Raw genomic sequence first — 14,836 nt, 5'->3', positions numbered from 1 at the left:
AAGTGGCGCAGCGGACGGGGCTCGAACCCGCGACCCCCGGCGTGACAGGCCGGTATTCTAACCAACTGAACTACCGCTGCACTTGAGAGCTTAACGTAAAGGCTTGGTGGGCGCTGACGGGATCGAACCGCCGACATTCTGCTTGTAAGGCAGACGCTCTACCAACTGAGCTAAGCGCCCTTAACGTCTTCATCGTTTGTGAGGTGCATTATAGAGAATCTTTAACAGGTGTCAAACGCTTTTCGACAACTTTTCAAAAAAATGCGAATGAATGATTAAAAATAAGTCATTATTAAGTAAAAAACAATTTTTTGTATTTTATTTAAGCACTTATTTTAATATTTTGATCATTCGACGAATAAAACACGAATATTTAAAATCATAATTTAGGTTAAAGATTGTTCAGACAAATAAACAAGAGCATCTTCAGGGACTAAATCAAACAATTCAATGATTTCTTCATTACGCATTCGAATACATCCATGCGACATTGGAATACCCATTGGTTCTTTATCCGGTGTCCCATGAATATAAATATAACGTTGCATGGTGTCGTGGCCTTCCCCTTTATTAAAGCCGTCTTCTAAACCATCTAACCAAAGAATACGTGACAGTATCCAATCTCGCTCTGGGAATTGTGCGGCAAGTTCACTGCTATAAACTTCACCTGTTGGGTTACGTGCAATAAAAACTGCATTCTTAGGCGCTTGCATACCAATTTTTTTGGCAACCCGATGCCATCCACGTGGAGTTTTCCCAGTATTTTCTTGTTCCCCTATTCCATTCTTACCTGTAGAAACTACATAAAACTTATTATGCTTAGGAAGGTTTAAAGTTTGGTTTGCTAAATCGATAAGAATATCTGCATCTTCAAGTTTAAATTGGGACATGGAATTTCTTCTCTTATGTGAACTCAACTCTATTTTGAGCTTTAATAAAATGAAATGGGAAATTTGTCGGGTGTCATAAATAAAAGATTATCAATCTTCTTTTATCTACGCGCAGTTTCACTGCTTGTCTTGCACCAAAATTAAAAGATTATCAATCTTCTTTTATCTACGTGCAGTTTCACTGCTTGTCTTGCGCCAAAATTAAAAGATTATCAATCTTTTAATTTTGGCTCAGGGCGTAGCCATAACCAAATTGCAACAACGAGCATGGTAGTATCAGTGAAAACTTTCACCCAAAATGGCGCAGTGGTAAACAGCATTAAAATACCGCTTACGGTCATCATAATACTGGCAATCCATTTCGCTTTACGTGGTACTGTGCCATTTGCTCGCCAGTCACGTAGAGTTGGCCCATATTTCGGGTGATTTAACAACCATGCATCCATCTGAGGCCATCCTTTTGAGGCAGCCCAAGCAGCCAGAATAAGAAACACTGTTGTCGGCATGCCCGGTAAAATTGCTCCAATAATACCAAGCGTGATAAAAATCACGACCAGAGTTCGCCAAAACAATGTTCGCATATATAAACCTTAAACTATTGTTGATCGTAGTATAAAGTGTTTTTCTGGTATTGTTTTGTTGATTAACCATGAAATTGGGATGAATTATTTCGAGTACTCAACGTATGAATATTGCCTCAGTTAAAACATCCTATTTTGAACCATGGTTACAGTTTAATCACCCAATGGTAAGACAATTAGCATTTACCATTGCTAGCCCTAATTTACTTTGCCATCTTCCTCAAAGTCTCGCTATTCAGCATAGCTTTCAACTTCATTCTGATCTGACTTGGAGACAGCATTTTCAAAACTATCTACCACGTTTGCAACAACTAGATGAGTCTCCTGAACCTTTACTCCTGTTTATGTCTCGCCTTAAAAGCACGCGTTTAGGTTTACGTTTTGAGAACTTACTTTGGTTTTGGTTACAGGAAGACCAATATCATTCCTATCAATTATTAGGCCATAGTATTCAAAAAATTGAAGGGGCTAAGACGTTAGGTGAACTCGATTTTTTGGTTTTAAATAAAGAAACTCAACAAATTGAGCATTGGGAAGTTGCTCTAAAATATTATTTGGGCGAAGGACAATTAAATTTAGAACAATGGATTGGCCTAAATAGAGAAGATACTTTGAGTACAAAGCTTTATCACTTCACTGATAAGCAATTTCAATTTTCAGAAGCTTTAGATTGTAAAATTCAACAACGTTTTGCTGTTCTTAAAGGTCAGCTTTATCTACCACTCAATTTGGCTCAAGAGCAATCTATTCCTCACTGGATCAATTCAAACCGTCGTCTCGGATATTGGGGCACAAATATTCCTGACTCTAAATTTTATCGTCTAGAAAGGCATGAATGGCTTTGCCCTAATAAACAAGTAAGCTCAAATACGGCTTATTGGTGGACTGATGGCTTATATTGCAAAAATAACGAAGTCACCCAGTTTTATATGTTCAGACATCCTTCACTATTAAGCCTAGGCCATGTTGGCAACGAAAAAATGCAACTTTACAAGTAGGTATAGACTTCTAGAAACAATTTATAACGTTTTTACTATTAAATAGTCATGTTTCTTTTTACGTTTGTTTTTTAATCTAAATTTACTTCATTATTAAATTTAAACGGAGAAAATGATGAAAAAAGTTTTAGTCGCGTCTGTAATGATTGCATTTGTATTAACTGGCTGTAATACGTTCAAGGGTTTTGGTAAAGATGTCTCTAAAGCTGGTGATGCTGTAAGTAATACCGCACAAAAAACTGAGAATAAAATGTAAGTTATGTACAGCTTCGGAAAACCTTATCGCTTCGATAAGGTTTTTTTATTTTTAAATACCCAACCTTCAGAGATTCGCCTATTATATCGGACTATATTTCCCCTACCCAGCATGCAATTTCCGGTATGAACCACTCAGACACTCTCTCGCTTAGCTTAGAACTTTTACAACAGCCTTCTGTTACTCCTATTGACCATACTTGCCAAACCATTATGGCTGATCGCCTAGCGAAAGCTGGCTTTCATATTGAACCAATGCGTTTTGGGGATGTTGATAATTTATGGGCTCGTCGCGGAACTGAAGGCCCTGTATTTTGTTTTGCTGGACATACCGATGTTGTTCCAACAGGTCGTTTAGAAGCATGGAATTCAGACCCATTTGCACCAGAAATTCGTGATGGCAAATTATATGGCCGTGGTTCAGCTGATATGAAAACTGCCTTAGCTGCAATGGTGGTTGCATCTGAGCGTTTTGTAGCAAAGCATCCAGACCATAAAGGTTCAATTGCTTTTTTAATTACTTCAGATGAAGAAGGCCCTGCTGTTAACGGTACAGTTAAAGTTATTGAAACGCTTGAAAAGCGCGATGAAAAAATTACTTGGTGTTTGGTTGGTGAGCCATCAAGTACAAGTAAATTAGGTGATATTGTTAAGAACGGCCGCCGAGGTTCCTTAAATGGCGTATTGCACGTTCACGGTAAACAAGGTCATGTGGCGTATCCTCACCTAGCGCGTAACCCAATTCATGAAGCTTCAGCACCCTTAGCAGAGTTATGCCAAACTGTTTGGGACAATGGAAATGAATACTTTCCTGCAACTTCATTCCAAATTTCAAATATTCACTCAGGCACTGGTGCAACTAACGTTATTCCGGGTACTTTAGAAGTGACTTTCAACTTCCGTTACTCAACAGAAGTTACAGCTGAGCAGCTTAAGCAACGTGTGCATGAAATTTTAGATAAGCATGGTTTGCAATATGAGATTGACTGGAATTTATCTGGCCTGCCATTTTTGACACCAGTAGGTGAATTAGTTAACGCTGCTCAAACTGCTATTTTAAATGTAACTGGTACTGAGACTGAGCTATCTACTAGTGGTGGTACATCTGATGGGCGTTTCATTGCTCCAACAGGCGCACAAGTTTTAGAACTGGGTGTACTTAACGCTACTATTCATCAAATTAATGAACATGTAGATGTACACGATCTTGATCCTTTAACAGATATTTATGAGCAAATTTTAGAAAATTTACTAGCTTAAAATATTAAAAAAGTGATCTATATAAAAAGCACCTATATTAGGGTGCTTTTTATTATTTTCAGTTTTCATTATTCTGCTTTTAAGAACATGAAATAAGATTTTCATTTGTTAAATCAGAGAGATAATTTTAGAATTGTTATAGAACTTCTTTTGAATGCTTATCTATCCACTGCAATATAGTTGGCCAAACCTCTTTAGCCGCATTTTGACTCAGTGCAATTCGACTATGAGAATAATTTTCTAAGTTATTATTAGCATAGCCAAACTCACAGAATACATTGTTTTCATTTTCAAAGGCTTTTAAATATTTATAACAACCTTTAACAGGGGCAATAAATTTATCACCACTCCCAGAGATAGAGTATATTGGAACTCTTATAGAACTCATAAATTCTTTATAATCAATATTTTTAAATTCACTGATAAAATTTTGCTTTAAATTCCAATTAAACCAAGGCCGCATCGTATAATAGGTTTCATTTAAACGACCTAGCTTAAATTTATTAGCAGGAATCTGACCTAGACCTTTAGTTACTAGTTTTGCAGAAAACAACCTAATAAAATCAAATGAGTTATTTATAGCGCCAAATGCTTGGCAAGCAACTAAAGTAATACTTTTAATATTTTTCAAATATTCTGGATAGTTAATCAAGAACATTGTTAAGCATAAACCTCCACCACTATGCGTTACGCAGTGTAAAGAAGTTATATTAAAATGATCATGAATATAGTGAAATGCTGCCTTGTATTCATATAATGCAACGGTTTCAAAATTGAAGGGAATATCTGTTTTGGGACTAGTACCATGCCCCCGCCATTCTAAAATAAAGCAGATATAGCCTTCTCTTGCCAAATAATCCGCAATACCCATACAAACAGTTTTATCTGAAAATGCCCCATGAGATAAAAAAATGGCTTGCTTCTTCACCATACGATTATCTTTTTTATAAATTTCCCATAAGGCAAATTCACAATCATCATCCGTTTTTAAAATATGCAGCTCTTTATGAATTGACATTTATTTTTCTACTGTTGCAATGATTTTATTCTCGGTTGACTTAATAATGACTGAATAAGCGGAGTATAAAACTCTCCCTCATTAATCAGTTTAATACATTCATCACCGTACTCTACCCAGCCTTCTTCAACTAATGCATCCCAAATAAGCTTATAATCAAGTTTAATATCACTGTTAAAAATTTTCTCGTACTTTTTAGTGCTAATTTTCATTTCTTGCAATGCTTGAAATATCCAAATTAACTTTACGTCTTCAGTATCATGAATAAACATGCGTTCAACAGGAAGTTTATTCAATGATATTGCATTATAGTATTCGGTTAGATTTCGATGGTTCATTGCTGAGACAGATTTAATGCTTGATGAGTTTGGTTGCAATCTCATATTAACGGCTGCATAACCTATCCCACTCATTGTGGTCATTTTACTTTGGCCGTTTGCATCTAAACAATCTCTGAGATTATCTTCATATAAATATTTCTCTGAAATTAATAGGTTATTATCTTCTTTTTCCCAATCATATACTGTTTTTTGTTTATAGCCTCTGCTAATTAAAAATTGTTTTGCAATGTTATACATTTCAATTTTCTTCTCAATAGATGGCGTATTTTGCTTTTGTTTTGTCGCAAAGTCAGAACGGCCAGCGATATTAAGCTCATAGTGAGTAATATGCTTTATTCCTGATTGAACAATACTTTCCAAGTCTCCTAACATTGCTTCAACTGTTTGATTTGGCCAACCATAAATCAAATCGACGTTACAAGATAAAGAATATTTATGAAATAGCTCAATTGCATCAAAAACCTGCTTTCTTGTTTGTTTTCGGCCACTTGTAGCAATTAGTTCATCATTAACCTGTTGCACTCCCATACTGACACGATTAAAACCAGCATCCTTAATTGCTCTTATTTTATCTTCATTGAAAAGTTGAGGAATACCTTCTAATGTCATTTCTATAGGGCTAGATATACCAGCATCGGGAAAAAGAGAAGATACAACTTTAGTCAGTTTCATATAATCATTAGGCTGAAGTAAATTAGGTGTACCTCCTCCTACATATAAACTTTCAAGCTTAGCTCCCTGATAAAACTCTTTATATAAATGCGCTTCCTTACTTAAAAAATCCAGATAATAGTCCATCTCCCTCTTACCTTTATAATCTTGTGTAGGGAAAAGACAAAATCCACAATGGGGAGGATCAGTAGGAATACAATATGGAATACCTAAGTATAAGTTTATGGACTTATATTGAGCATCTGTATGCAGTAGTAAGTGATTATTTTCTTCTTCATTTAAATCTGTTTTCCACATTTTAGGTGAAGGATGAGTATGTAGAACCTTATTTGATAGATGTCGTACTTTATTTTTTTGTATGAATTTTTTAATTGCAGCAATATCCATAATCAATATATTTATCATTTTATATTAAAAAATATATTGTATTTAAATATAATATTTCATGCAATTGATTTAGCTTTTTTTTTTACATTCATCACTTATTTTCAAATTTAATTAAAGTTTAAAATCTTTAGCTGTATTTTATGAACTTACAAAATAATTGAGTCATCATAAAAAAAGGAACTCATTTGAGTTCCTTTTTACTTTATAAACCTAAAGTTTTTTCAATATATTCTAGGTTCGGAATATGGTAGCGTCGATCTTGCATTCGTACATATTTAAATACTGTTGGATGCTGTTCAGCTTCTTGGTGTTCATCTATTTCATCGACAATTTCAGAAATACGTAAACGAACAGAAAGCGGCATAGTTTTGCACATTAATGCAAACCGTTGGCTGATATCTTCCCCTTCAATTACCAAGGCTACAGCATATTGATCGGTTGTGTTATGAACTGAGTAGATAGGTAGCTTTACATCATGCCACTCAATATGTTTTACGCCATTTCTTACGTCCATGGCCGATAAGACAATATTTTGTGGCAACAGCATAGGTACCTGATCATTACATTCAATGATATAGGCATCAATAAAACCAGTTGAAACCGTAATAAGATGCTGTAGCTCTTGCTGGTCCATATTACCAATCAGAGATGTATTTACACTACCTTTCATGATTTGACCTCACTTTCAAACGCTACAAGTAAAGCATCGATATTCTCTAGTAATTCTTCCTCTTGGAAAGGTTTACCCATATATTGACTTACGCCTAATGAGAATGCTCGTTCTCGATGTTTTTCACCTGTTCGGGACGTAATCATAATAATTGGCATGTATTGATGCATATCATGATGTCGTACAAGATTCAGTACTTCGAAACCATCCATACGCGGCATTTCAATATCAAGTAGCATTAGATCTGGCTTAATGTTTTCTAGCTGCTCTATGGCATCCACACCATCTTTAGCCGTAACAACATCGTAGCCTTGGCGTTCAAGTAATCGAGACGTTACCTTACGTACAGTTACCGAGTCATCGACAATCATAACGAGACGGCGCTCGTCAGATTCACGTTGTCTATATACTGCTTCACCAAGCTGTTTATGACGCGGAGTAGACTGAATTTGTCGCGCAATATTTTGTCCGTCTAAAATTAAGCAAACTTGTCCATCACCTAAAATAGTCGCACCTGCAATTGCCCCAATGCTAGCGAACTGTTGGCCAATTGGTTTCACTACAATTTGTGCTCGAGAACCAATTAACTGGTCAACAAGTAAAGCTACCGTTTGGCCATTGTTGGCTTTAATCATTAAGACAGGTAATGAATACATCACGCCATTTAGACGCGGCATTGGTTGATTACCCACAAATTCTGAAAGATAACGTAATGGATAACGTTTATTTTCATACTCGAATAGTTCTTTAGGGCTTTCAAAATACTGTTCTAAAGAAGCTGGTGAAACTCGAACAATTCGATCGATTTGAGCAAGTGGAATCGCAAACTGCTGATCTGCCACTTTCACCATTAAGGCATCACTTACAGCTACCGTAGTCGGTACACGAATAGTAAATGTTGTTCCCTTACCATAAACAGAGTCTACGCTAACATGCCCACCTAGAGCCTTAATGTCGCTTTGTACAACATCGAGTCCAACACCACGCCCAGAGATTTGAGTAATCTGATCAGCGGTACTTAAACCTGGATGGAAAATCAGTTGTAAAATATCTTGGTGTTCCAAGTGCTGTTCCGGTTTGATCAGACCCGCAAGCAGTGCTTTTTGACGTACTTTTTCTACATCAATACCTTGTCCATCATCGCTAAAGACAACAACCACATCTGTACCTTGACGTTGAATATTGAGTTCAATACGCCCAGCTTCAGGTTTATTAGCTTGTTGACGTTGTGTTCTGTCTTCTAAGCCATGGTCAATTGCGTTTCTGAGCATATGCTCAAGCGGTGTTACCAAGCGTTCTAAAATATTACGGTCTAGTTCACCTTCAGTATTATTTACAAAAAGCTCAGCAGGTCTGTTCAATGCAGTAGAGGTCTGACGAACAATTCGCTGTAAACGTGGTAGTAACCGTGAAAATGGAACTAATCGTGTTCGCATCAAACCTTCTTGAATTTCTGCCTGAATTCGTGACTGTTGTAAAAGCAGACTTTCTGTATCTCTGATCTTGTGAGACAACGTATTTTTAAAGTCGACTAAGTCCGATGCAGATTCAGCAAGAGATTTCGATAACTGATTTAAAGATGAATATTGGTCCATCTCTAAAGGGTCAAAGTCGGTATAACGAGAATGCTCAATACCATGTTTGGCAATAATTTGTGTTTCTAACTCGCCTTCCATTCGACGTAACTGATCGGCAAGTCGTTGAATAGCCAATTCCATTTCAACCAATGTATGACCAAACTGACTTAGATCCATTTCAATTCGCGAACGGTTAATCGAATTTTCACCAGATAAATCAATCATCTTCTCGATTAAGTCTGCTGAAACTCGGATCATTTCATTATTTTGATCCAGACGTTCTGTTTGCTCCCATACTCCCATCATTGGTGGTGGTTCGGTACCATCACCTTGTATAAAGGTCATCACAGGTTCTGAGCTAAACAAATCAGCTTTCGTTAACTTCGCTGGAATTTGGATATTCGTTTCAAAGAATTGAATATTTTCTAAACTTTGTTGTAGTCCATCGAAATGCTGGTAGTTGTGCTTGAAAATTGCATCTTTTAGCCATGCAATTGCACTTTCGAGCAGATGGTCATAAATATTCGAGTTGAAGTGATGCAGTGCAAACTGTTCAAAAGTATTTTCCAGTTGATAAGCAATTGCATACACGGCCTCTAAACCGACCATGCGTGCACCACCCTTCAAACTGTGCACGGCTCTTTGTAACTGAAGCAAGATACTACGGTTCGTACGCTGATCAAACCATTGTTTCAATAGCACATCAGCCATTTCTAACAATTCAGCAGCTTCTTCGAGGAATGTCTGCTCAACAACGAGGGTAATATCTTCTTCGTCAACTACAGCTTCATTCTCTTGCGAGGATTCAACTGATGTTATTACTTCAACTGGCGTAGCCAATTCAGTAACAACGGTATCCAATACTTGATCGTGATGAGCTTCTAATTCGTCAACAACAACTTCTGTTTCCGCTGGTACCTCATTTATTAATACTTGAGACACCACCTCTTGTTCAGAGAATATCTCACTTTCAGTATCAAATACTTTAACCTCAGGTACAGGTTGGAAGTTAGAGTTTTTACCCGCTTGTTTTAACGCATTAATTGTGTAAGGAGCCGCATAATCTAGCTGTTTTTCACGCATGATTTGTAGACGATCGGCCAAGTCATCTTGAATCAAACGAATAAAATCAATTAGAGGTGAGGTTGCAATTAACTGCTTTTGAATTAAACGCTCATATATGCTTTCTAATTCATGGGTAATCGAACCGATATAAGTCGCCTGAACCATATTTGCTCCCCCTTTCAAGGTATGCAAATAACGCATTAAGTTGTTCAGAGCTGCAAAGTTTTCTTGCTCACCTACCCATATATTGAGATCAGTATCAATCCCCTCAAGTAGCTCATCAGCTTCTTCAAGGAAAATGTCCAAAAGGTCAGGATCAAAGTTTCGATTTACCTGTACAGATGAAATATACTGACGATCTTGCTGTACACTCTGGCTTAATACGGTCCAGTCGGCGGAATCTGATAAATTCTCTACCGTAATAACTTCTGGTTCTAGTTCAGTATTGAATAGTGGCTCATCAAAAGCAAAATTCTGATGAGGTAAATCGTTTTGAATACTCGGCGTATGTAACGTATAAAGTTTTAATTCTTCTAGAATACTTTGATGTTGCTTAACAATACCGACTCGCTGACCAGCAGCTAAAGCATCGAACAATTGAATAAGTTGTTGATGCGCTTTCTGATAAATTTCAAAAATATAGTCTGATTGCAACAAGACAGGTTTATCAAGCAATACATTATAGCTGTCTTTTAATTGGCTCGTATATTCATGCAAACCAAGCATTGCTTGAGAGTGAGTATGCTGTAGCAACAGATCAGCCTGTTCACTTAGACGTTCAAGATAACCAGGAAACTCGTTACGAATTCCTTTCTCAAAATCTAATTCTGCATCTAGTAACTCAGAAACATCTAGCAGCAATAATTGCGACACCAAACCATGTGAAGGCATTAATGGATCAGTTCGATCACCATGTTGCTCCACGTAGGCATCCCATGACTGATTAAACTGCGCCAATCTCGCTTCAAGCTGTTCACTTGAACTATTGCTAGATAGCAGTTCTAAGCTCTCGCCAATAAACTCACGATATTCTTGTAATAATAAAATCTCATCTGAATTAGAAGAAAGCTCCTCTTGCAATAAGATTTTAAATAAGTGCTCAACTTTAGTACTGGCTTCAAAAATTGTTTCGACCTGCGCCATTGCAGAACTGCCACGCAAAGTGTGTAGAGCACGTATTAAAGCATTGTAGCTATCATACTGATGTAGTTCTTGATTTAAGAACTGATTAATTGTCGATAAATGCTCTTCCGCCTCTTCCATAAACAAGGCTAAAGTTTCATTTAGATTTATTTCAATTTCAGTATGTACATCTTCAACAATTGGCTCAGCCAATAAATCTTGCTCAATATAGTCTAGCTCAAGCCCAGTGATTGTTTCGGCAGTAAGCGTATTTGAAAGTTGTAAAAGCTCTTCTAAAGCAGGTTCTAAACTTTGCTGTTGTTGTAGTTGTTGGCCTAATAAAATAAGCGGTCTAAAATCTACTGCATGTGCTCGTTTTTGCTTAAAGTTATCTACTAATTTAAGGAAATAGAACTTAAACACTAACTGAACATAGCCCTGAATAGCTGGAGTCAGCTTAAGGCTTTGATTGATTACTCGATTGAGCGTATCTTCAACTGTCCAAGCAAGCTCAGCTGAAGATTTAGCACCAATCATTCTCCCCGAACCTTTTAAGGTATGAAAATGGCGGCGAATTTCAGTGAGCGTAGCAGTATTTGCAGACTGCATCCATTCATTCAACAATGGCTGCAAATCAACAAAAATTTCATCAATTTCTTCGACAAAAATCTCAAGAAACTCAGCATCTTGTTCAGAATAGCTATCTTCAGGTAGCGTCATTGCTTCAGTTAAAGTTTTTAATATTTCTTTCATAGCAAAGGCTTCTTTTGCTTACCCCCTATGTGGGGAAAACTACAGAGTCAACACCAGAAAAATAGCTATTTCCCCAATATTTGTCTGGCGCTGCTCATACTTTTAAAAGAATAGCTATTATAAGAATAGCTATTCTCATCCCCCAATTTAGTCAGGTAATTTAAAGTCCGTTACTGACTCACGTAATGACTCCGACATGTTCGCCAATTCAGATACAGAACGAGCAGTATCGAAGGTTGCTGTTGTTGTTTGTGAAGTAATTTCTTGTACGACTGTCATGGTTGCAGCAATGTGACTCGCAGATGCTGACTGAAGTTTTGCAGCATCAGAAATGCTCGCAATTAAGTTTGCCAAGTCACCCGATACTTTTTGAATTTCATCAAGTGCAATACCCGCATCTTTCGCCAAGTTAGCACCACGTACAACCTCAGTTGTCGTTTGTTCCATCGAGATTACGGCTTCGTTGGTATCCGTTTGAATCGTTTTAACAAGCGTTTCAATCTGTTTAGTTGCTGAAGCAGAACGTTCTGCAAGACGTTGGACTTCATCGGCAACCACGGCGAAACCACGACCTGCTTCACCGGCCATAGATGCTTGAATTGCTGCATTTAATGCAAGAATGTTTGTTTGGTCTGCAATATCGTTAATAAGCGATACGATGTTACCAATTTCTTGTGAAGACTCACCCAAACGTTTAATACGTTTTGAAGTTTCCTGAATCTGTTCACGAATGGTATCCATACCCTCAATAGAACGGTTTACGACTTGTGCACCATTAGATGCAATAGATACCGAACGTTGTGCTACATTGGCAGATTCAGAAGCGTTGGCAGATACTTGGTCAATAGACAATGCCATTTCGTTCATTGCAGTTGATGCACCCGCAATTTCTTGTGCTTGGTGCTCAGATGCTTCTGCTAACTGGTTAGTAATGCTCTGAGTATCTTGTGTATAACGAGCAACTTCTTGAGAAGTTTCGTGAATTCGAGATACGAGGTCACGTAATTGGTCAATCGCAAAGTTAATCGAGTCGGCAATCGCACCAGTAAAGTCTTCAGATACCGTTGCATATGAACGCAAGTCACCATCTGCAAGATCGGCAATTTCATCGAGTAAACGTAAAATCGCATTCTGGTTACGATCATATTCTTCTTGTAATGTCGCTACACGCTGCTTATCTGCTTTACTACGAAGTGATAAAAGTTTTAAGACAGAACCAATTAAGCCAAGAAGCGATAATGTAAGCAATGCAACTAATGCAAAAGCCTGCCAACCGTATTGTGTTTGATCTGAAAGATCACCTAATGCGTTTAACATTGCATCAGATTGAGAGAAGATCTCACTAGATGATTGACGTACGTTTACGATCTGGTTGGTATGTTTAAGAACTGATGTCGCGGCAGATTTTAAAACTTTATCGTACTCAGTTTTAATGCCTTCCAAAGATTCACGCACTTCAGGAGAATCAACTTTAGCTACGCCTAATTCAGCATTTCCGTTTAGCTGCGCATCTAAATACACACCAAAAGTCTCGATATCGACACTAAAGTCATGCGCTGAGTTCTCAGAGTTCTCTGTACCAACGAAAACGGAGTTAATAGATCGTAGAATACGTTCCGCAATAAATACCTGGTTTTTAGCAACCACGACCTGATTACTTGATACTTTTTCACGAACCATCTTATCAACCATCAAGTTATATTCAGCTTGAATCTCAGGAATAGAGTCACTAATCGAGATATTCATATTATATAACTGGTTAATTACATCCTGTTGTGACGAGATCAAATCAATGTCATAAGCCAAAGATTTCCACAAGCCAGCTACTTTTTTGTATTCTTTTGAAGATGTACCATAAATGTCTTCGACATTTTTTATATTTTTGGCAAAAAGTTGACGCGATGCAACCAACTCTTTCATCGCTTCAGGTGATCCAGAAGCTGTTGCTTCCGTAGCCTGTCTAGAAATGGTTTGTGATAATAAGCGCAGCTCACCCATACTACGTGTTAATTCGTTATGGCGAGGTACACTATAGAATAAATAAGCAAGCGAAGTTGAAGCTACTACTAAACATACAGATGCTACATAAAGGATAGGCTTGGACTTTTTACTTTCCCCAAATAAACTGGCATATTGCTCAATTTGTGACTGGATTTTCGCAACAAAGTTGACATTCGATTTTTCGTTTACACTACGATTGCCACTTTTCTTTTTAAGTTTAAAGCCCATACAGCTTCTCCCCAGAAAAATATACTGTTTATTAACAGCATAAAAATTAGTTTATAAATTTTGTCGATGCATTCATGTAATGTGGGTTTTGCAATAGTCGACTAAATAAAAAGACGTGCCAGTGCTGATTATGCTGGTGAAAATACCCCTGACAATATTCTTTTAAATTTTCCTCCAAGTTTAAACTTTGAGAAAAAAAGCTTTTTTTATTAAAGTGTTGGATCCCCAAAACCTGATCAACAACCAGCCCCACATACTGATCTTGATGGCTAATACATAACACTTTTTGGGCAGCCGAAAATGCACTTCGTTGCCCTGAAATAAAATGTGCCAAGTCTGAAACCGAAAGTAACCTTCCCCGAATGTTTGCCAATCCTTTTACCCAACTTTGGGTATTTGGAACAGGTGTATATTTTGGTGGATAGATAACTTCTGACACTTCCCCAAGTGGTGCGACGAAGTATTGCCCTCTCATTTCAAAAGCAATTCCTGACCATCGCTCTGCTTCATTTTGGACTGAAGCGTAATTCTTATTACCTCGTTTAGATAAACGAAGTAACTCGATAAATCCGTTCGCGGCCATACTCGATCCTATAAGACGGGCTTAGACCCGCCGTTTATGTTTTTATGGATGGATGAGTTAATTTAGAAATTGTTTAATTACATCAATCAATTGCTTTTCTTCAATTGGCTTAATTAAGTAATCAAGCGCGCCTTGACGTTTGCCCCATACTCGGTCAGTTGCCTGATCTTTAGTACTCACAATAACAACTGGAATATGCTTAGTGTCTTCATCACGAGTAATCTGACGTGTTGCTTGAAAGCCATTTACACCAGGCATTACAACATCCATTAACACTAAATCAGGCTGTTCTGCTTTTGCCAAAGTTACACCATCCGCACCATTAGATGCTTCAAGTACATCATAACCATGCTTGGTTAAGATCTCTCTAAAACGATAAGTTTCTGTTGGTGAGTCATCAACAATAAGAATACGTGCCATTTCTTTGCCCTTAAA

12 protein-coding genes and 2 tRNA genes are annotated in these 14,836 nt (G+C 37.4%); 3 read left to right on the top strand and 11 right to left on the bottom strand.

The window, feature by feature from the left end:
* Nucleotides 1-3 precede the first annotated feature (3 nt).
* From F985_RS23290 to F985_RS23275, 4 genes are all read right to left on the bottom strand, one after another.
* A tRNA-Asp gene (locus F985_RS23290) sits at nt 4-80 on the bottom strand.
* A 24-nt stretch (nt 81-104) separates the two neighbouring features.
* Nucleotides 105-180: transfer RNA gene (locus F985_RS23285), tRNA-Val, on the bottom strand.
* Between the two features lie 206 nt (nt 181-386).
* Entirely contained in the window at nt 387-890 is a 504-nt protein-coding gene (gene elsL / locus F985_RS23280) for a cell wall-recycling L,D-carboxypeptidase ElsL (RefSeq protein ID WP_004705786.1), read from the bottom strand.
* Nucleotides 891-1,102: 212 nt separating this feature from the next.
* Nucleotides 1,103-1,471, bottom strand: coding sequence for a YbaN family protein (locus F985_RS23275; RefSeq protein ID WP_004705785.1), 369 nt, complete (start codon nt 1,469-1,471; stop codon nt 1,103-1,105).
* A gap of 104 nt (nt 1,472-1,575) precedes the next feature.
* Between F985_RS23275 and F985_RS23270 the strand changes: the two genes are divergently transcribed.
* From F985_RS23270 to dapE, 3 genes are all read left to right on the top strand, one after another.
* Nucleotides 1,576-2,469, top strand: a complete 894-nt coding sequence (locus F985_RS23270; protein ID WP_004705783.1) for a DUF1853 family protein — start codon at nt 1,576-1,578, stop codon at nt 2,467-2,469.
* Between the two features lie 112 nt (nt 2,470-2,581).
* The gene (locus tag F985_RS23265; RefSeq protein ID WP_002051109.1) at nt 2,582-2,725 is read left to right on the top strand and encodes an entericidin A/B family lipoprotein; all 144 of its coding nucleotides are present in this window, start codon (nt 2,582-2,584) and stop codon (nt 2,723-2,725) included.
* A 125-nt stretch (nt 2,726-2,850) separates the two neighbouring features.
* Nucleotides 2,851-3,984: a succinyl-diaminopimelate desuccinylase gene (dapE, locus tag F985_RS23260; protein WP_004705781.1), complete on the top strand. Its 1,134-nt coding sequence runs from the start codon at nt 2,851-2,853 to the stop codon at nt 3,982-3,984.
* A gap of 136 nt (nt 3,985-4,120) precedes the next feature.
* Here dapE and F985_RS23255 read toward each other — a convergent pair whose 3' ends face one another.
* The 7 genes from F985_RS23255 to F985_RS23225 all read right to left on the bottom strand — a co-directional run bounded on the left by F985_RS23255 (nt 4,121) and on the right by F985_RS23225 (nt 14,821).
* On the bottom strand, nt 4,121-5,002 hold the full coding sequence (locus tag F985_RS23255; protein WP_004705780.1) for an alpha/beta fold hydrolase: 882 nt from the start codon (nt 5,000-5,002) through the stop codon (nt 4,121-4,123).
* 8 nt (nt 5,003-5,010) lie between these two features.
* Entirely contained in the window at nt 5,011-6,402 is a 1,392-nt protein-coding gene (locus tag F985_RS23250; protein ID WP_004705779.1) for a coproporphyrinogen-III oxidase family protein, read from the bottom strand.
* Nucleotides 6,403-6,604: 202 nt separating this feature from the next.
* Nucleotides 6,605-7,072, bottom strand: a complete 468-nt coding sequence (locus F985_RS23245; RefSeq protein ID WP_004705778.1) for a hypothetical protein — start codon at nt 7,070-7,072, stop codon at nt 6,605-6,607.
* The gene (locus F985_RS23240; RefSeq protein WP_004705777.1) at nt 7,069-11,589 is read right to left on the bottom strand and encodes a hybrid sensor histidine kinase/response regulator; all 4,521 of its coding nucleotides are present in this window, start codon (nt 11,587-11,589) and stop codon (nt 7,069-7,071) included. The genes F985_RS23245 and F985_RS23240 overlap by 4 nt, the downstream gene beginning before the upstream one ends.
* A gap of 147 nt (nt 11,590-11,736) precedes the next feature.
* Nucleotides 11,737-13,818, bottom strand: a complete 2,082-nt coding sequence (locus F985_RS23235) for a methyl-accepting chemotaxis protein (protein WP_004705776.1) — start codon at nt 13,816-13,818, stop codon at nt 11,737-11,739.
* Between the two features lie 46 nt (nt 13,819-13,864).
* Nucleotides 13,865-14,401 carry a chemotaxis protein CheW gene (locus tag F985_RS23230; protein ID WP_004705775.1) on the bottom strand — a complete coding sequence of 179 codons (537 nt, stop codon included), beginning with the start codon at nt 14,399-14,401 and terminating at the stop codon, nt 13,865-13,867.
* 57 nt (nt 14,402-14,458) lie between these two features.
* Entirely contained in the window at nt 14,459-14,821 is a 363-nt protein-coding gene (locus F985_RS23225) for a response regulator (RefSeq protein ID WP_004705774.1), read from the bottom strand.
* Between the last annotated feature and the right edge of the window lie 15 nt (nt 14,822-14,836).

This window comes from Acinetobacter seifertii, from assembly GCF_000368065.1.
Classification (GTDB): Bacteria; Pseudomonadota; Gammaproteobacteria; order Pseudomonadales; family Moraxellaceae; genus Acinetobacter; species Acinetobacter seifertii.
Note: the sequence above shows the minus strand (reverse complement) of the source record. Positions and strands in the feature narration are given on the sequence as shown.